This window comes from Eubacterium sp. SB2, from assembly GCF_001244405.1.
Classification (GTDB): domain Bacteria; phylum Bacillota; class Clostridia; order Lachnospirales; family Lachnospiraceae; genus Faecalicatena; species Faecalicatena contortus_B.
This window is the reverse complement of the sequence record NZ_LN865153.1, coordinates 1,017,293-1,035,733: the sequence shown is the minus strand read 5'-3', so window position 1 is coordinate 1,035,733 and position 18,441 is coordinate 1,017,293. Positions and strand designations below refer to the sequence as shown.

Below are 18,441 nucleotides of genomic sequence, written 5' to 3'. Positions count from 1 at the left end.
AAGGAGGGGGCTGCGGACGGCGGCGGCCCTCCTTAAGTGCTATGGACGGGAGACGGACGAAGAACATGAGAAAACAGAAGGCGGGGACGAAACTGTCCATCACGTATGCCGTATTTGTCATTCTGATGATTACCGCGGCGGCTGTCATATTTTTTCGATACAGCAGGGACTCCATCCACGACGACGGTGTCAGCAACCTGATCCAGACGACGGCTGCGACAATGGAACAGATCGACAACAGGCTGACGAATATGGAACAGGCTTCGGTAGACGTCCTGACAAATGCCCATTTTCTGGAGCTGTGGGTGGAATTCACGGAGAGCTGGAACCAGGAGACCGGGCGGAAAGTAAAGCGGATTCTGGTAAATGCCTATAAAAATAAGTCTGATATACGCCGGGTTGCCGTGTATGACAAGACGGGCAGTTTTATCTGCACCGGAAACGCAGAGGCAGAAAGGGAAGAGGTGGCTTCAAGAGTTGCCTATATTGAGGACAAATACAGCTTTAATGTAGCAGACAGCCGTGTCTTTCTGGGTCCTGCCGCCGATTTTTGGGAACCCTCTACAAAGGGAACGGTCATAACGGAGATTAAGCCCATTAAAACCCCGTCCAAAGAAATCGTAGGATATATAGAGGTTCAGCAGAACTATTTTTACCTCAGGAATATATGCAATGTAAAATGGAGCGGGTATGACCTGAATACGATGGTTTTCATTGGGGATCAGGCGGATCTTTTTTATGCGGATGTGACATGGAAGCAGCCGAAAGAGAAGATCAGATATTTTGCAGAGCTGACGGAGCAGTATGTGAAGGCCCAGGATACGGGGGAAGAGATTGTGACCATGGCCAGTTCCAACTATTATCCCTGCCGGACAGTGATTGTGCTGCCCGAGAGCATTTTGTATAAATCACTGCGGAATACCATTCAGGGAATCAGCCTTGTAGCATTGCTGCTGATTGCATTTACCATCTTGTATATTCTGTTTGTGACGAAGAAAATCATGCGTCCCATTGATACCTTTGTGAAAAGGATGCAGGGGACAAAGCTGGAAAACTTTACGGAACATCAGGCCACCCTGGACATGGACTGGGAGACCATGATCCTGGTTACGGCTTTTGAAGATATGGCGGCCCGTCTGCGGGAATCCATGGAGCGGGAGAAGCAGATGGCGGATGTGCAGACCAAGACGCTGTTCGGCATACTGCAGTCCGAGATCAGCCCCCACTTTATGTATAACACATTGGGCAGCATTGCAAACATGTGCGAGAACGGAGAGCGTGAGGAGGCGGCGAATGCCTGCTACTGTCTGTCAGAGATCATGCGGTATGCGTCCGATTATACAACGGTGGAGGTAACCTGGCAGGAAGAACTGGAGAATCTGAAGGCATATATGGCTATCATGAAAAGCAGATACCGCCAGAGGCTGGATTATGAGATCACAGTGGACGGAAATCTGGACTATTTTATGCTGCCGAAAGTGACATTCCAGCCCATTGTGGAAAATGCAATCAAGTACAGTCTTCTGGAATCCGAACACGTATTTATCCAGATTTTTGTCGTCGAATTTGACGGATATGCGATTGTGGAGATTAAAGATAATGGCTGCGGGGTAACCGAAGAGGCTGTGGCACTGGTAAGAAGCAGAATCGAGACCTTTTACCGGGATCACGGCTCCCAGGAAATCACGGACAATCTCCAATTCGGCGGTATGGGGCTGAGCGGGACGCTGATCCGGCTTTCTATTTTCTTCGGAGAAGGCTTTTCCTATGAAATACTGGGGCAGAATGATACCGGAGGTACTACGATTGTACTGAAAATGAAACTCGAGTAGTTTAGGGAGGTTAACATGTATAAAGTGCTTTTAGTAGATGATGAGCCGGCGATTCTGGAGGCGGAAAAACGGGCGATTTCGCAGCGTATAAGGGGTTTTGAAGTGATTGCAGAAGCGTATTCTGTGGACCGGGCAATTGAGATCTTCGAAGAGATCCACCCGGATGTCGTGCTTACGGATATGAAAATGCCCAGAAAGAGCGGGATTGAACTGATAAAATACATTGGGCAGCAGGAGGAAAAGCCTGCGGTCTGCATCGCAGTCAGCGGCTATTCGGACTTTCACTATGTTCACGATGCATTTCTGTACGGAGGCTTTGACTATCTGCTCAAACCAATAGAACCGGCCAAGATCGAGGAATTATTTAACCGGATCCAAAAACTTCTGGCATCAATGAAAAAGGAACAGAGCAGAGTGTACCTGTCCTCTGAAAAGCCCTCAGGCCGGGAGCTGGTGTCCATGATCGAGCATTATGTCAAGAGCCATTTATCGGAGGACAACAGCATCATCAGAATCTGCAGCAGATTCATGATAAGCCAGCCGTATCTGAGTAAGATTTTCAAGAAATATGAGGGCTGTACTTATAACGAATACATCATCAATCTGAAGATTACGGAGGCGAAAAAGCTGCTGAAATGCCATGACTGCCTCATTGGAGAGGTGGCAGAAGCGCTGGGGTTTACAGATCAGTTTTACTTCAGCAAAGTATTTAAAAACGCAGTGGGATGCACGCCCCGTGAGTACAGAAAGCAATTCCTGATTTAGCATATAAAGGCGGCGTGGGAGGTCACTTTACAGTGCATTTCCGCATCGTGTATCTTTCCTGGCCCTGGATCTTAAGACGAAAAGGCTTGGTTTTGGATTTTACAAAAGAATGTTTTACATTTCCATGTTTTTATTACAGGCTGCCTTTTATAATAAAACTATCATAATGACAGTGGAGGAATGAAAGATGACGAATAGAGAACGGGAACAGGCGACACTTAATTTTCAGAAACCCGAAGGAAGAGGCACAGTCGCGGAGACATTCTATCCATGGGTACTGACCACGAACCGGTTTAAGGAGGAGGGAATGCCCGCCGAAATTGCAGACGGCGCCAAAGATATTACAAACAATATTGTCGGAAATAAAGCAAATCAGACCGAAAAGTATCTTGCTGCAGAGTGGGGCCGGGGAGTCATGGAGTATGAGCAGTATCTGGGCTTTGACCCGGTCCGAAGAATCCATTTCGTACTCCCCTTCCGCCGCTTTGAAGAGAAGATCATTGAAGAGACACCGGAACATATCATCAAGCAGGATATCTACGGCCGTCAGGTAATCAAAAACACAGGTTCAGACCTGGAACTCGACTATAAGCCGGTCATAGAAACCATGGAAGACTGGGAAAATCTGAAATTGCACGCGGAGAAAGAGCTGGAAGCATATTTCTCAGATGAGCAGATCGAAGCCGCTTACGGCCATCTTGCGGAGGGGCACAACAGAGGGGACTATTCCATCCGCCTTAACATAGAGGGCTTTTTCTGGGTACCCCGGGAACTTCTTGGAATAGAAGCCCATATGTATGCATTCTATGATGAACCGGAACTGCTGCATGCCATCAATGATTACATACTGGAGATTTACCGCACAAAGTTGTTAAAAGTAATAGACCTCGTACAGCCGGATGTCATCTATTTTATGGAGGACTTGAGCGGAAAGAACGGCCCGATGGTATCCCCGGACTGTTTCGAGGAATTCGTGGCAGACTATTACAGAGCGCTGATTCCGCTGTTCAAGAAGCATGGCGTTGGAAATGTCTTCGTAGACACCGACGGAGACTTTGCACGTCTGATCCCCAACTTTATGGATGCCGGAGTCGACGGATTCCTGCCAATGGATGTAAATGCAGGAATGGACATCGTAGAGGTAAGAAAACAATTTCCAAAGCTGAAATTTATCGGAAGCTTCAACAAACTGGAGATCGCAAAGGGCCCTGAGGCCATTGACAAAGAATTCGACCGTATCCTGCCTGTCATCAGGGGCGGCGGCTATATCCCGGGATCCGACCACCAGGTGGCGCCATCCACCTCACTGGAGAACTATCAATACTACATAAAGAAACTCAAAAAAATAATGGAACAGGCGGGGGCGGACTTATAAGGGGACGCTTGTCTGTGCTGATGACTGCGGGGCCGGAGGGGATGTCCACGGGGGCTTTCTGATACCGGCCGTTTAGCCTAGTTTCCGTAAGGATAAAATAGAAAAATCTGCCGGAACCAGCGACATGCAGCCCCAAATCTGATGATTTGGGGCCTTAGTCGCCTCAGACTTTGCTTGGTAAAGCAAAGTCTGTCCGGCAGATTTTTCTATTTTATCCTAACGGAAACACGGCACACTATGAGGCATCAGAAAGCCCCCGTGGACATCCCCTCCAGTGCCGCAGTCATCAGCACAGACCGCTGGTGCATCCGACGGGAGGCAAGCGGATGGAATTGGATATGCGGGAAAAATTTTTCCAGCAGATATAGGGTTATAACCTTTCAAATAGGCCGTACTGGAGGAATATAGGCCATATATAATCAGGATGATCCATTGCCACCGTCCGGATTCACCAAACGGTTTTTATCCATCCGGCCGGATGCGTCCAGCCTGCCTGGGATGGGGGGAGAGATGCTGCTCGAGAAAAGAGGAGGGGGACTGGAAGTATAGAGCGCACGGTCTAGAAGTACTTACGAAAAAGGAAGCGCCCATGAGGGATGGAAAGTGATTTTCCAAAATCACTTTCCAGTTCAATCTAAGACGAGAAAGCATCAAGCTTTCTCGTTGCATGTTGAACGTGCCCTCATGGGCGCTTCCTTTTTCGTTAGTACTTCTCCGTAAGCGGGTTACATCCAGTCCCCCTCCTCTTTTCTCGAGCAGCATCTCTCCCCCCATCCCAGGCAGGCGCCCCCCAGCCAAATCACATCAAAAACCGCAAAAATTCCTCCTCTGCGAGAGGTTTTGAGTAGTAGAAGCCCTGTATCTGATCTATTCCAAAGTCTATGACGAGCTGATTCTGCTCTTCGGTTTCTACTCCTTCTGCGACTACTTTCATTCCAAGTTCTTGGAACGTGCGCACCATGTTTTTGACGGCCAGGGCGGAGGTGCTGTTTTCCATGGAGGCACAGATAAGGCTGCGGTCCAGCTTTATGGTGCCGAAGGGGAGGCTGATGACGGTGGCGATGTTGGAATAGCCGGTGCCAAAATCATCCAGGCCCATCATGATGCCGTGCTTTTCCACTTCCAGTGCGAATTCTTTTACGATCTCCGGATTCTCTGCCAGGGTGCTTTCTGTAAATTCGATCTTAAGTGTATGTGCCGGAGTGTGGCAGCTGTGAATGATATCCAATACTTTTTCCGCCAGGTTTGGCTGGGAAAACTGAATCGCTGAAAAATTCACATGTATACATTCCATCGGTATCTTCATATCCAGCAGCCGATTAATGAAGCAGCACACTTTTTTAATTATGACGTATGTAATATCAATGAGAAGTCCTGTCTCTTCGGCAATTGGTATAAACTCAGACGGATAAACGGGCCCGATTGGAGTGTCATTCATCCGCATCAGAGATTCGGCATAGAGAAATTTCCCTGTTTTGACTTCATAGATGGGCTGATAGAACATCTCAAAACTCTCGTCGGCCAGTTTTTCTTTTAAAATCTGTATGATACGGCGTCTGCGTTCCAGTTTGGAGAGCATCTTGCTGTCACAATAGCAGATTTGTCCATATTTGCCGGACTTTGCCTGCACAACGGCGTACTCTATGGAGGCAATGGTTTCTTCCAGTGTCTGTGCGGCTTCTGTATGGCGGATGACGCCCATGACTGCAGACAGGTTGAATTGATAGTCGTTCACTTCCCATGGCCGGGCCATACGGTCTTTTATTTCAAGGATGCAGATTCGTATTCTGCTGTCCTCCTCTTTGGAAAACAAAAGTGCAAATTCGTCTCCGCTGAAACGGTAAACATTCTGAGGCGGGCCCACCATACTCAGAAATTGAGAAACTGATTTCAGGAATACATCTCCGTTCTGCTGCCCGCAAGCGTTGTTAATCAGCCGGAAATCCCGCAGAGACACGACCACAAGTGTAAAGGGCCTGTCAGGATAGCGGGTGAGCAGCAGGGTAAGCATATTCAGGAGTTCCTGCCGGTTTGGAAGATTCGTCAGGTAATCCAGCGAGATCTGTTTATTCTGCAGGTGCAGGTATATGATAAGAAGGGCACATGTGGCGGCGGTACCTGAAAGAATAATTTGAGGATATGCCTGCTGAAATAAAATGACCAGAAACGCAAGTACAGGAAATGAAGCTAAAATCCGGGAAACCTCCTTGTCTATCTTTTTGTAATTTACCAGAGTAATAACAAGACATGCAAGGCAGTAAAGATAGAAAATCAGATAAGTTGTGATAATCAGGCTTCCACGTGTATAACCTTCCGCTGATGTCAGATCAAAAATATCCCTGGTGAAAGGATTCAGCAGAATCAGTACAGCATACCCAAGCCCTGGAATAGAACAAAATGCGAAAGCCTTTTTTAACCCCGGGCTTTCGATATAAATAATGGCCAGTGTATAAAGAAAATAAGCCAGGCCCATAAGAGGGGTAAGAAGAAAATAAAGAGTAGTGATAATCCAGGTGCTCCACAGAGGAGCTATCTGATCAAAACAAATCATAACCGTGGAAAGGATATTAGTAAGCATGGCGCAAAAAGTAACCACCAGACATCCCTGAAACATTCTGTTCTTCAGAGTTGGAAGACGGCTGCCTTTCCGTGAATAAATTAAAATAATCCCAAGCATCACCAAAGAAATGCTTTCGGGTGCAATATTCCAGGTCATAATCGTATACTCCTCACAGTCAAATCCTCATCGGCCATCATCGTAACATAATACCGGTTTCCCACCGGAACCAGAATAACTACAGACGTTTTCACCACACACAGAACCCACGTATTTATTATTATAAGTACAAACCCTCAATAATACAACAATCTTGTAAAAAATAACCAAGCAATAACTCAAAAATTCAATTCTAAGCCTGTTCAAGTATCCCTTCCCTATCTCCTGACTGGTCAACCTATATAAACTCCATCCCCATTCCCCCGTAAGAGTCCCTCCACGAGTAACACATTCCCATCCGCCTGGATGCACCAGCTGAGCGGAAGTGGAATAGGCCTCTTTCGGATGGGGCCGCGAAGTAATGGAACAGCCATAAGCCTGACAAATGCACATATGCCGTTTCGGGGTGCTAAAGCGAACCTTAGAAATTCTTAGAAGCCGACAGCCCCAAAAGTGGAGAGATTTTGTGATCACCGAATCACAAAATCAGGGGACCCAGCGCAAGAAATCATCAGATTTCTTGTGATGTGTCCCCGGTGCTCCACTTTTGGGGCTGTCGGCTTCCTAGAATTTCTTAGGTTCGCGTCCGCACCCCGAAACGGCATATGTGCATTTGTCAGGCTTATGGCTGTTCCATTACTTCGCGCCCCATCCGAAAGAGGCCTATTCCACTTCCGCTCAGCGTCCCCCCCTATCGTTACTCAGAAAGATACCACCCCCAGAGGTACAGCAGAGGCCAGATCAGTCCCACCAGGCTGAATGCGGAGAATCCCGTAGTCACAGCAGCGTAAATAATATTAAACACATAGTATGCCGCCAGTATGATTCCTATTACCAGCACCATTTTCCTGGACTTATAGGCAACACCTATGATACCGGAAGCCAGTATGATCAGCCCCCCAATAATCGAATATATATAAGAGAATGTCGTCGGTGCTACGATACCCATTGCCTCATAGGTCGCATCCATTGTTGATTTCATAGCGATAGCAAACACGCCTGACAAAAGGGAAATTGCTCCAATGACAATCAGGATAATAGAGAATACTTTTAATAGCTTACTTTGTTTTTTCATGTGAAAACCCTCCTCGTTTTATGAGACTTGTGAATAAGTTGTATAGAATCATGTGCTGTCTTTGTAAGAGTGCACAGGATTATCTGTTAAATCATAGAAATAAATATTATTACATCCGTCTGAGCGCCTCAATCGGACTGAGCTTGGCAGCCTTCTTTGCCGGATAGATGCCGAATACGATTCCCACACTGCAGGAGAATATGGTTGCAATCAGAATCGCCGGGAAGGAAAGCTGGGCTTTGATACCGCCGATTCCAAGGGCGCTGATCAGGGCCGTTAGCGCGGCGCCGAGTATGATCCCGATGATTCCTCCCATGCCCGAGATGATCGCGGATTCGCAGAGGAACTGTGCGATGATGGAACCTGTCTTGGCCCCCAGGGCCTTGCGGATTCCGATCTCGCGGGTACGCTCTGTGACGGATACAAGCATGATATTCATAACCCCGATACCGCCGACAATCAGTGAAATACCTGCAACCAGAGCTACGAAGGCGGTTACTCCGTCCATGATGGAGCCGAACATATCGGAGAAATCCATTGGCTTCTGCTGGATGAATGGTGTTTCCCCCAGATTTTGGTGTCTGGAATTCAGGATCTGTACGGCATTTTTGGCGATTCTGGATGCCTGGTCTTTGTCAGCAGCAGTGATGGAGACGGAAGCAAAAGCTTCTACCGGAGTGCCCAGGTCTGTAGAGACTGTATAAGGCATTTCGATGGAAATACTTTTATCCATTCCCATTGCCAGGTACTGTTTTTCTGCTTCCATCATTTCCTGGGAAGTCTCACGTATGCCGATGATGTTAAAATTCTGTATACTGCTGTCTACCTGCAGTTCGACGGTCATGCCGATGACATCTGTATTACCGAATAAGTATATTGCTGTCAGTTCGTCGATGACGCACACTTTGTTGGCATTTGCAACATCGTTGTCCGTAAAGTAACTTCCTTTTACCAGGGGATTTTGATATTGTGCATTTTCATAATCAGGTGTTGTCAATCCTACGTAGGCATCAAATTTCCCTTTTCGGGTTGTAATGGATCCGAATGAACCTGCATAGGCCGACACACTCTGAATGGAATCGCCCAGGGTGGTTTTCAGATAAGAAATATCTTCGCCCGTGATGCAGTTGGGATCCGATACCTCGTCGGAATTTGCCTGGACCGTGACGGTGTTGTTCTGTTCGTTTGAAGCATCGACCACATCTTTTTTCAGACCGTTTCCGATGGAAACGATGGTGACGACAGATGTGATGCCTATGATGATACCCAGCATCGTAAGGAAGGAACGGCCTTTATTGGAACGGATATTATCAAGAGCCATTTTTACGTATTCTAAAAATTGTCCCATATTATGTCCTCTTTTCTCAATCAGTCCGTTTATTCTTTCACTGCTTCTGCACCGGCAGCGGAATCCGTGTTCTTTGCAGGCGCCGCAGTAGCTTTCATACCGTCTTCAATATCTACGTTCAGATCATTTACCACTTTGTCACCTTTTTTCAGGCCGCTCTTAACTTCGATCTGTGTGGTGGATGCGGTACCCAGTTCGACCGGTTTTTTCTTTACAACACCGTTCTCGATTACATAGACGAAATCGCCCTCAGAGGAGGTGTTGATGACTTCCGTCGGAACAACCAGTACATTGTCGGCCTCCGCAACAGTCATCGTGATTTTGGCTGTAGCGCCGATGCAGAGGTTTTCATCCGGATTGTCGATATGGATCTCTGCGCCGATGACAGGGTTTCCTTTTTCATTATTAACGGCTATTTTATTGACTTTTGTCAGTTTCCCTTCGTATTTATAGTCTCCAACGGTGACGGTGGCTTTATTGCCAACCTTCATCTTTTCATAGTCATCGGGAGATACTTCGATTTTTACACGAACCTTCTCGGTGCTGGCGATGGTGAACATGGCCATTCCCTGAGTGGCTGTGTTGGTCTGCAGCGCATCTACGGCTGCGATTACACCGTCCATGTCGGCCTTCATACCTTCCCGGCCCTTTTCCACAAGCTCGGCGGGGGTCAGCGCTGTGAGTTCTGCAAGGTTGTCGCTGATATCCAGGTTAGCCAGCTCAGCAGAGGACATTCCGGGGTCGGTGGTCGGTGCGTTGGCCGCATTGTAAGCTGCCTCCCATTCTGCGTAGGCCGCATCATACTGCGCTTTAAGCTGTGCATAACCGGCATCATCCACAGGATTGCTGTTGATGCCCGGGGCTGCCTTGTCGATTTCCTGCTGTGCTTTTTCAATGGCTTCTGCCGCCTTATCATATTTCTCAAAAACAGGCTGTAAAGCTTTGATTACGGCGGTGTCATCGGCAGTCCTCTGGTCTTCCGGTTTTGCCAGTGCAGCATCGAGATCAGCGCGGCGTCCGGCATAGTTTGTATTGATGTCATCAATCACAGCCTGATTCGTATTGATGATTTCCTGCTGTTCCGCCACGATTTTCTGCAGGCGTTCCTGTTCCGGGGCGGCGGCGTCTGCCTCTGCCTGGTTGGCCTGAAACTGTGCATAAGCGGCGTCAACCTGAGCGGCAAGATCATTTACTTTATCTGCCAGTTGGTTGGCCTGGTCTGCAGCCTGTGCAGATGCCGCATTTGCCGCGTCAATGGCTTTGGCATTTTGTGCTTTTGTAGCCTGTGATGCGTTGAGGCTGGACTGCAGGCTCAGCTGTGCCTGCTGGTTGTCACGTTCCAGGTTTGTTGTGTCAAAGCTCACCAGGAGATCGCCGGCTTTTACGGTATTGCCTACAACAGCGTTGCAGATGGCAACGGGTGCTGTGACGGGAGAATAATAGGTCTTCGTGTTTTCGCTTTCTATCTTTCCGCTTGCATTGTAGACCTCTTTGATATCACCTGTTGTGACTTCGGCGACCTGCAGAGATGTCGCCTGGTTATTGCTGTTTCCTGTGGTAAGCTTTGAGGCTGCGAAGATCACAATGCCCAGAACCGCAATTACCGGGATGATGATCCAGGCGGGAAGCTTTTTCTTAGGGGGTTTCGCCGCTTCGGCATCTTCCAGTTCGTAGGAATCATCCCCGGAAAGCAAATCATCATCGGTCATATCGTTATCAATGGTGTCTAAAATTTCTTCCTGTTCTTTTTTCTTTTTGGAAAACATATTATGCCCCTTCCCTTTCTTCATTCAGATAATCATTTTCAATACGCCCGTCAATGATGCGGACGACTCTGTTGACCTGTTGTGCGATCTCGTCATCATGAGTGATGATAATAACGGTGCGGCCGCCCTTATGAAGGCCTTTCAGAATCTCCATGATTTCCTTAGTGGATTTGGTGTCCAGATTACCGGTCGGCTCATCGGCCAGTACGATCGGCGGCTGTGCGGCAATGGCGCGCGCCACGGCTACTCTCTGCTGCTGACCTCCGGAAAGCTCACTTGGCTTGTGCTTCATCCGCGTGCCCAATCCCACCTTTTTCAACGCCTCGACCGCAATCCTGCGGCGTTTCTGCTTGCCGAGTCCGCGGTAAATCAGCGGCAGCTCAACATTTTCGACAGCATCGAGATTGGCAATCAGGTTAAATCCCTGGAAAATGAATCCAATCTCTTTATTGCGTATATCTGACAATTGGTTGTCTGTCAGTTTGGAAACATCGTGTCCGTTCAGAAAGTAATTTCCCGAAGAGGGGACGTCAAGACAGCCCAACATGTTCATCAGTGTAGACTTACCGGAACCGGAGTGCCCTATGATTGCGACAAACTCGCCTTTTCCGATTTCCAGATCGATGCCGTCCAATGCACGCACTTCGTTTTCGCCGGGATTGTAGATTTTATGCAGGTTCTCAACTTTGATGAGTGGTTCCATGAAACATCCCTCCATGATTTTGTGTAATGGTAGTTGTATTACTTAACTAATACAATATTCTTTTAAGATTAAAAAGTCAATACTTTTATGGAGAAAACGTGCTCAAAAACTAAATAATGGGAAACATTTACAGTAAAGGTATTGTCTGTTACAATACAGTCGTGCAATATAACGGACTTGGAGGAAAAAAGCGTGAGAAGATTACTGCCGTTTTTAAACGGTTATAAAAAGGAAAGCATTATCGGGCCGCTGTTTAAACTGCTGGAGGCAACGTTTGAACTGATTGTGCCGCTGATTATGGCACAGATTATTGATGTGGGAATCCGGCACCGGAATATACCATATATATGGAAGATGGGCGCTGTCCTTGTGGCTTTCGGCGTGCTGGGGCTGAGCTGTTCCCTTCTTGCACAGTATTTTGCGGCGAGGGCGGCCGTTGGGTTTGGTACCGGGCTTAGGCACGAATTGTTCCGCCATATCGGGGATCTGTCCTATGCGGAGATAGACAAAGCAGGGAGCTCTACATTGGTTGTGCGTATGACGAGCGATATTAATCAGGTGCAGTCTGGGGTGAATCTGGTGCTCAGGCTGTTTCTGCGTTCCCCGTTTATTGTGGTTGGCGCAATGATTATGGCATTTACGATTGACGTGAAAGTAGCGGTTATATTTTTGATCACTGTACCGGTTCTGTCTCTTGTAATATATGGCATCATGATGCTGACGATTCCTCTGTATAAAAAGGTGCAGAAGAGCCTGGATCAGGTTCTTCTTTCTACACGGGAGAATCTGGCCGGAATTCGTGTGATCAGGGCGTTTCGAACACAGAATCAGGAGAAAGCGGAGTTTGAGGAGAAAAGCAGCACACTGATGCGGTTTCAGCAGCTGGTCGGAAAGATATCGGCTCTGCTGAATCCCCTGACCTATGTGCTTGTGAACCTGGGCATCATCGCCGTTGTCTGGTACGGCGGGGGCGCGGTGCAGGCAGGACGGATCACCCAGGGGGAAGTCATTGCGCTTGTGAACTATATGACGCAGATCCTGCTGGCGCTGGTGGCGCTTGCCAATCTCATCATCTCTTTTACAAAGGCGATGGCATCTGCGGGCAGAATCAATGAAGTATTTGACCTGAAACCAGGTATTACGGATGGCGCGGTAACCGTACAGAACAGTACCGGAACGGTATCTGCTGCAGATCCTCTGCCGCGTGTGGAGATGCGGGATGTCACCTTTTACTATGAAGGCAGCCAGGAGCCAGCGCTGTCCCACATTTCATTTTGTGCAGGCGCGGGTGAAACGATTGGAATCATCGGAGGGACCGGCTGCGGTAAGTCTACGCTTGTAAATCTGATCCCTCGTTTTTATGATGTCAGTGAAGGCGCAGTGTGTGTGAACGGAACGGACGTGAGGGAATGGAGGCTGGATGATCTGAGGGAGACAACCGGCGTTGTTCCGCAGAAGGCGGTTCTATTCCATGGAACGATCCGGGAAAACATGAAAATGGGAAAAGAAAATGCCTCGGATGACGAGATCAGAACGGCACTGAAGACGGCCCAGGCGCTGGAAATCGTGGAGGGAAAACCGAAAGGGCTGGATACCATGGTCAGCGAGGGCGGCAAAAACCTGTCCGGCGGGCAGAAACAGCGGCTTACGATTGCAAGGGCTCTGGTGCGCCGGCCCCAGGTATTGATTTTGGATGACAGCGCATCGGCGCTTGATTTTGCTACAGATTCCCGGCTGCGAAAGGCGCTTGCAGAGGATACATCGGGAATGACCGTGTTTATCGTATCCCAGCGGGCGGCCTCTATTATGTATGCGGACCGGATTCTCGTGCTGGATGACGGGGAGATTGCAGGCTGCGGAACGCACGGGGAACTGCTGGAGAACTGCCAGGTCTACAGGGAGATCTGCTACTCACAGCTTTCCAGAGAGGAGGTGGGCTAAGATGGCACGAAATCATGACGGTACTGTACGGAAAATCCTGCGCCTGATTAAGCCATACCTGCACTATCTGGCACTCTCGCTGGTCTTTGCGGTGATATCCGTTGCGCTGACTCTGTATGCACCGATCCTGACCGGAAATGCAATTGATTATATAATAGGAACAAATCAGGTGGATTTTGATTCTATTTTCTATATTCTAAAGATTCTGGCTGCTGTCATATTCATTACGAGTGCAGCGCAGTGGCTGATGAACCTGTGCAACAATACGATTACCTACCGTGTTGTAAAGGATGTAAGGACCCGCGCCTTTGCGCAGCTGGAGATCCTTCCTTTAAAATACATTGACAGCCATCAGTATGGCGAGACGATCAGCAGGATTATCACGGATGTGGAGCAGTTCTCAGACGGACTGCTGATGGGATTTACACAGCTGTTCACAGGGATCGTGACAATCGCCGGGACTCTGATCTTTATGCTTTCTATCAATGTAAGGATTTCCCTGGTGGTCATTCTGATCACGCCGCTGTCTCTTTTTGCAGCCAGCTTTATAGCAAAAAGAACGTACACCATGTTCAGGGCACAGTCTGAGGCGCGGGCGGAGATGACTTCCCTGGTGGATGAAATGGTGGGAAATCAGAAGGTCGTTCAGGCCTTCGGTTACGGGGACCGTGCGCTGGAACGATTTGATGAGATCAACTGCAGGCTGCAGGAAGTAAGCCTGAAAGCCATATTTTTCTCTTCCATTACCAATCCCAGTACGCGGTTTGTAAACGGGCTGGTGTATGCGGGAGTCGGGATTGTGGGCGCATTCACGGCGATAGGCGGGGTGATTTCCGTCGGACAGCTGTCCTGTTTCCTGAGTTATGCGAACCAGTATACAAAGCCCTTTAATGAGATTTCCAGCGTGGTGACGGAACTGCAGAATGCATTTGCATGTGCGAAACGGGTCTTTGATTTTATCGAGGAGACACCGGAGATCCCGGATTCCGGGGACGCCATTGTTATGGGGCAGGCGGACGGCAGCCTGAGGCTGGAGAATGTCTCTTTTTCGTATAGAAAGGACGTCCCGCTGCTGGAGCATCTGAAGCTGGATGTGAAACCCGGGCAGAAGATCGCCATTGTGGGGCCAACCGGCTGTGGGAAGACAACGCTTATTAATCTTCTGATGCGGTTCTATGACGTGGATGCGGGACAGATTATCCTGAGCGGCCATGATATCAGGGAGGTGACCCGGGACAGCCTGCGGGCAAACTATGGGATGGTGCTGCAGGAAACCTGGCTGAAGTCGGGCACGGTTGCGGAAAATATTGCCTATGGCCGCCCGGATACTCCGCGGGAGGAAATCGTAGCTGCCGCCAAAGCCGCTCATGCACATGGATTTATTAAGCGGATGAAGGACGGGTATGATACGCTGATCCAGGAGGAGGGCGGGAACCTTTCCCAGGGACAGAAGCAGCTGCTCTGCATTGCGAGGGTTATGCTGAATCTGCCCCCTATGCTGATTCTGGATGAGGCAACCTCTTCAATCGATACAAGGACGGAAATTAAGATACAGGAGGCGTTTCAGAAGATGATGGAGGGACGGACCAGCTTTATCGTGGCCCACCGTCTGTCTACGATACGGGAAGCGGATGTGATTCTGGTGATGAAGGACGGGAACATCATTGAGCAGGGGAACCATGAGGAACTGCTCAGAGTGGGCGGGTTCTATAAGAATCTTTATGAGAGCCAGTTTGCCCATTAATGTAAAAACATTGGTTTAAAATACAGTGATTTCCAGTTCACAGAAAAAACACAATTCTACTACATGGTATTCAAATTTTCTTCATACAATGGTGAGGTAATAAGGGGCAGAAAGGATGGTTGGATGAAGAAAAGAGTGATACAGTTATTTCTGGGGATCGCGGTTTTATCATATGTCTTTACCGGATGCAGCCATCAGGGGAACACAGACGATAAAGAGACGGATTCAGTAAATTCAGGGGAAGTAATCGTTGAAGAGCAGGAGCAAGATTTTATAGATGAGGAATCACGGGGGAGCATTGAGTTAAGCGGCATGCTGCAGGTGGACGGGAAGAGTGAGAACTCAGAATCGGAATCCATTAGTACCAGCAGCGAAAACCAAAATGCAGTGCTGGTAAAGAACGGAGGGACGCTTACCATGACAGATGGGAAGCTGACAAAGTCAGGGGACACGTCCAGCGCGGATGAGAGCAATTATTATGGCGTGAATGCGGTATTTGCTACAACTGCAGGAAGCGAGTCCAGTATCAGCAAAAGTGAGATCACGTCGTCGGCCGAGGGGGCGAACGCAGTTTTTGCAACCGGGACGGATGCACTCATACATGCGGATCATGTGAAGATCAGCACGTCGGGTAATTCTTCCAGGGGATTGAAGGCTACCTATGGAGGCAGAATTAAGGCAGAGAATATAGAAGTAACCACCAGCGGCACCCGCTGTGCGCCCGTGGCGGCAGAGAAGAGCGGCAGTGTGTTCGTACAGGGAGGCACCGTGCTGTCGTCCGGTACCGGCAGCCCATGCATCTTTGCAGCAGGGACGGTAACAGCAGAAAAGCTGGAGGGCAGTGCGGATGACAGCCAGATACTGATGATAGAAGGCGGCAGCACAGCAGTTTTAAACGGCTGTGATCTATCCGGTTCCGGTGAGAACGGTGTGCTGCTGTACCGGAGCAGCTCCGAAAATGAAGGGGAAGGGGCCTCAAACCTGAAAGCATCTGATACTAAGCTGACATCCAGGACAGAAGGGCCGCTGTTCTACGTGACAAATACAAAGGCAGATATCATTCTTAGAAATTCGGAATTAAAGTATGAAGGAAATGTGCTGACCAAAGTATCCGGCAACAGCATAAACAACTGGGGAACCCCAGGCAGCAACGGAGGTAACCTGACATTGACTGCCATAGATCAAAAACTGAAGGGCAGGATAGTCTGTGATGAGATCAGTACCGTGAATCTTAGGCTGAAAGAAAGTTCCAGCTTTAGCGGCAGCATCAACAGCGATAATAAAGGAAAATACATAAAAGTATCTCTGGCAGAAGATGCAGGCTGGAAATTGTCGGGTGACGCCTACGTAAATGTTTTGACGAATGCGGATGAATCCTGCAGTAATATAGAATCGGGAGGGTACAGCATTTACTATGACTCTGCGGACAGCGCGAACAGCTGGCTTGCGGGAAGAACAATCAGCCTGGCAGGAGGAGGGAAGATTGCGCCCAGGGGATAGGGGGCGGAGAGGGGGACGCTCCATAAAGGGATAGCCGAAAGCCGCCGTAAGAACATACCTGTCATTATAAATTGCGGACACGGACCTAAGTAATTCTAGGCGGGAACCAGCCGTGAAAATGGAGCACAGCTGACACATCGTGAGAAATCTGATGATTTCTCGCGCTGGGTCAGCTGATTTTTTGATTCGGGAAACCAGCCGTGAAAATGGAGCACAGCTGACACATCGTGAGAAATCTGATGATTTCTCGCGCTGGGTCAGCTGATTTTTTGATTCGGGATCAAAAAATCTCTCCATTTTCACGGCTGGTTCCCGCCAAGAATTACTAAGATCCGCTTTAGCGATTTATAATGACAGGTATGTTCTTACGGCGGCTTTCGGCTATCCCTTTATGGAGCTGGTGCATCCAGCAGGGAGATATGATCCGTTCCCAAGGGGAGCTTAAACGGGGGCTGTGTATGGAGGTTGAATTGGTGGTGCTTTCGTGTCTGCGGTAAACCTGTTGTTGAGCGTCCCGTTCCCCATCCGCGCCGGGATTAAAGCTCGTTGTTGGAAAATGTAAAAGGTACTTGACATTTTATGTAAAGCGTACTATACTTTAAATGTAAAACGAACTATACATTTTCTTTAGAGGCAAAGGAGAGCGGTGATTATGAAAAAAGGTGATATGAGGAGAGAATTAAAGCTGGGTTTTGCATTTCATGCGCTGGCTTTGCTGCTTCAGCAGTTTGCGGATACACCGGAGCTGATTAAGGGATTCCTTTTTGGGATGGCGATCTGCCTGATGTTGATCGGGATTCTTCCGGAAAAGTCCTACCGCAGAATAAAAGCGTTTAAGGGGTCTTTGTTTTATGGAGGAAAGTAGCGTTGAATACGACGGTCAGAAATGGGGGATGTTTTTGGAAAATAAAATTCAGCAGTTGAGGAAGGAACGGAAGATTACGCAGAGTGAACTTGCAGATGCAGTTGAGGTGACAAGGCAGACCATCATATCGCTGGAAAACGGCAGGTATAATGCGTCATTGATACTGGCACATAAGATTGCCCAGTATTTTGGAGTCAATATTGAGGATATTTTTATTTTTAATCTGGAGGAGGAAAATATATGTTTATAAAAGCATTGCAACAGGGAGCTAAGACAGACGAGGAGTACAGGGAGAAACTAAAAGTCCGGATCAGGATAGACTTTTTTATGTGCGGTGTGGGGCTGCTTACTATCGCAGTGGCGATTGTGATGATGTTGAGAGGCGGAGAGTATGAAGAGGGATTTTTATGCGGAGTCTTTATGGGAACCGGTGCAGCCGTCATTATCTTCGCGGTTAAGGAGATCCTGAAGGCAAAAAAACTTCTTAAGAATGAAAAACTTCTACGAGAAGAACGTCTCAAAGTATCCGACGAGAGAAATAAAATGATTAATGAAAAAACCTCATATTGGGCAGGCATGATTGTTATGGGAGTCTGTTATGCAGTTCTTTTAATCTCAGGATTTTTTAACTTTGCTGTATTCTGGACGGCATGGGGAGTACTAATGCTGTATTTCCTTGTTACCGTTATCGTGAAAAAATATTATGAAAAAAAGCTATGATTCCTGCTAGTACAGCAGTGCATTAATCTTTCAGTAATAAGTGCCTGATATCTGCGTCAGAGTTGTGCCTGCTTTCGCGACGGCGTAGTGG

General features: G+C 48.2%; 14 protein-coding genes. 9 read left to right on the top strand and 5 right to left on the bottom strand.

Going from position 1 to position 18,441, the window contains the following annotated elements:
* Positions 1 to 65: 65 nt before the first annotated feature.
* From BN1938_RS16945 to BN1938_RS16935, 3 genes are all read left to right on the top strand, one after another.
* Complete coding sequence (locus BN1938_RS16945) at positions 66 to 1,832, top strand: sensor histidine kinase (RefSeq protein ID WP_187376321.1); 1,767 nt, start codon at positions 66 to 68, stop codon at positions 1,830 to 1,832.
* Positions 1,833 to 1,847: 15 nt separating this feature from the next.
* Entirely contained in the window at positions 1,848 to 2,597 is a 750-nt protein-coding gene (locus tag BN1938_RS16940) for a response regulator transcription factor (protein ID WP_050641704.1), read from the top strand.
* A gap of 187 nt (positions 2,598 to 2,784) precedes the next feature.
* Positions 2,785 to 3,972 (top strand): uroporphyrinogen decarboxylase family protein, encoded by a 1,188-nt coding sequence (locus BN1938_RS16935; protein ID WP_050641703.1) that lies wholly within the window; start codon positions 2,785 to 2,787, stop codon positions 3,970 to 3,972.
* Positions 3,973 to 4,771: 799 nt separating this feature from the next.
* Here the strand turns inward: BN1938_RS16935 and BN1938_RS16930 are convergent.
* The 5 genes from BN1938_RS16930 to BN1938_RS16910 form a co-directional block, all read right to left on the bottom strand.
* Positions 4,772 to 6,688, bottom strand: a complete 1,917-nt coding sequence (locus BN1938_RS16930) for a putative bifunctional diguanylate cyclase/phosphodiesterase (RefSeq protein ID WP_050641702.1) — start codon at positions 6,686 to 6,688, stop codon at positions 4,772 to 4,774.
* A 697-nt stretch (positions 6,689 to 7,385) separates the two neighbouring features.
* The gene (locus BN1938_RS16925) at positions 7,386 to 7,763 is read right to left on the bottom strand and encodes a hypothetical protein (RefSeq protein WP_050641701.1); all 378 of its coding nucleotides are present in this window, start codon (positions 7,761 to 7,763) and stop codon (positions 7,386 to 7,388) included.
* 109 nt (positions 7,764 to 7,872) lie between these two features.
* Entirely contained in the window at positions 7,873 to 9,111 is a 1,239-nt protein-coding gene (locus BN1938_RS16920; protein WP_050641700.1) for an ABC transporter permease, read from the bottom strand.
* 29 nt (positions 9,112 to 9,140) lie between these two features.
* Positions 9,141 to 10,877 (bottom strand): efflux RND transporter periplasmic adaptor subunit, encoded by a 1,737-nt coding sequence (locus tag BN1938_RS16915; protein ID WP_050641699.1) that lies wholly within the window; start codon positions 10,875 to 10,877, stop codon positions 9,141 to 9,143.
* 1 nt (position 10,878) lies between these two features.
* A complete protein-coding gene (locus BN1938_RS16910) occupies positions 10,879 to 11,580 on the bottom strand; it encodes an ABC transporter ATP-binding protein (RefSeq protein WP_050641698.1) in 702 nt (233 codons plus the stop codon).
* Between the two features lie 192 nt (positions 11,581 to 11,772).
* Here BN1938_RS16910 and BN1938_RS16905 point away from each other — a divergent pair, with 192 nt between their 5' ends.
* The 6 genes from BN1938_RS16905 to BN1938_RS16880 all read left to right on the top strand — a co-directional run bounded on the left by BN1938_RS16905 (position 11,773) and on the right by BN1938_RS16880 (position 18,350).
* Positions 11,773 to 13,521, top strand: coding sequence for an ABC transporter ATP-binding protein (locus BN1938_RS16905; protein ID WP_050641697.1), 1,749 nt, complete (start codon positions 11,773 to 11,775; stop codon positions 13,519 to 13,521).
* Between the two features lies 1 nt (position 13,522).
* Positions 13,523 to 15,265 (top strand): ABC transporter ATP-binding protein, encoded by a 1,743-nt coding sequence (locus BN1938_RS16900; protein WP_050641696.1) that lies wholly within the window; start codon positions 13,523 to 13,525, stop codon positions 15,263 to 15,265.
* Between the two features lie 123 nt (positions 15,266 to 15,388).
* Positions 15,389 to 16,765, top strand: coding sequence for a hypothetical protein (locus tag BN1938_RS16895; protein ID WP_050641695.1), 1,377 nt, complete (start codon positions 15,389 to 15,391; stop codon positions 16,763 to 16,765).
* Between the two features lie 652 nt (positions 16,766 to 17,417).
* Positions 17,418 to 17,630, top strand: coding sequence for a hypothetical protein (locus BN1938_RS16890; protein WP_050641694.1), 213 nt, complete (start codon positions 17,418 to 17,420; stop codon positions 17,628 to 17,630).
* 34 nt (positions 17,631 to 17,664) lie between these two features.
* On the top strand, positions 17,665 to 17,880 hold the full coding sequence (locus BN1938_RS16885; protein ID WP_025654858.1) for a helix-turn-helix transcriptional regulator: 216 nt from the start codon (positions 17,665 to 17,667) through the stop codon (positions 17,878 to 17,880).
* The gene (locus BN1938_RS16880) at positions 17,871 to 18,350 is read left to right on the top strand and encodes a DUF2178 domain-containing protein (protein ID WP_050641693.1); all 480 of its coding nucleotides are present in this window, start codon (positions 17,871 to 17,873) and stop codon (positions 18,348 to 18,350) included. The genes BN1938_RS16885 and BN1938_RS16880 overlap by 10 nt, the downstream gene beginning before the upstream one ends.
* The last annotated feature ends 91 nt before the right edge of the window (positions 18,351 to 18,441 follow it).

Excerpts from the sequence above, each read along its gene's own strand:
- BN1938_RS16945 (WP_187376321.1), top strand. The coding sequence starts at position 66 with ATGAGAAAACAGAAGGCGGGGACGAAACTGTCCATCACGTATGCCGTA.
- BN1938_RS16940 (WP_050641704.1), top strand. The coding sequence starts at position 1,848 with ATGTATAAAGTGCTTTTAGTAGATGATGAGCCGGCGATTCTGGAGGCG.
- BN1938_RS16935 (WP_050641703.1), top strand. The coding sequence starts at position 2,785 with ATGACGAATAGAGAACGGGAACAGGCGACACTTAATTTTCAGAAACCC.
- BN1938_RS16930 (WP_050641702.1), bottom strand. The coding sequence starts at position 6,688 with ATGACCTGGAATATTGCACCCGAAAGCATTTCTTTGGTGATGCTTGGG.
- BN1938_RS16925 (WP_050641701.1), bottom strand. The coding sequence starts at position 7,763 with ATGAAAAAACAAAGTAAGCTATTAAAAGTATTCTCTATTATCCTGATT.
- BN1938_RS16920 (WP_050641700.1), bottom strand. The coding sequence starts at position 9,111 with ATGGGACAATTTTTAGAATACGTAAAAATGGCTCTTGATAATATCCGT.
- BN1938_RS16915 (WP_050641699.1), bottom strand. The coding sequence starts at position 10,877 with ATGTTTTCCAAAAAGAAAAAAGAACAGGAAGAAATTTTAGACACCATT.
- BN1938_RS16910 (WP_050641698.1), bottom strand. The coding sequence starts at position 11,580 with ATGGAACCACTCATCAAAGTTGAGAACCTGCATAAAATCTACAATCCC.
- BN1938_RS16900 (WP_050641696.1), top strand. The coding sequence starts at position 13,523 with ATGGCACGAAATCATGACGGTACTGTACGGAAAATCCTGCGCCTGATT.
- BN1938_RS16895 (WP_050641695.1), top strand. The coding sequence starts at position 15,389 with ATGAAGAAAAGAGTGATACAGTTATTTCTGGGGATCGCGGTTTTATCA.
- BN1938_RS16890 (WP_050641694.1), top strand. The coding sequence starts at position 17,418 with ATGAAAAAAGGTGATATGAGGAGAGAATTAAAGCTGGGTTTTGCATTT.
- BN1938_RS16880 (WP_050641693.1), top strand. The coding sequence starts at position 17,871 with ATGTTTATAAAAGCATTGCAACAGGGAGCTAAGACAGACGAGGAGTAC.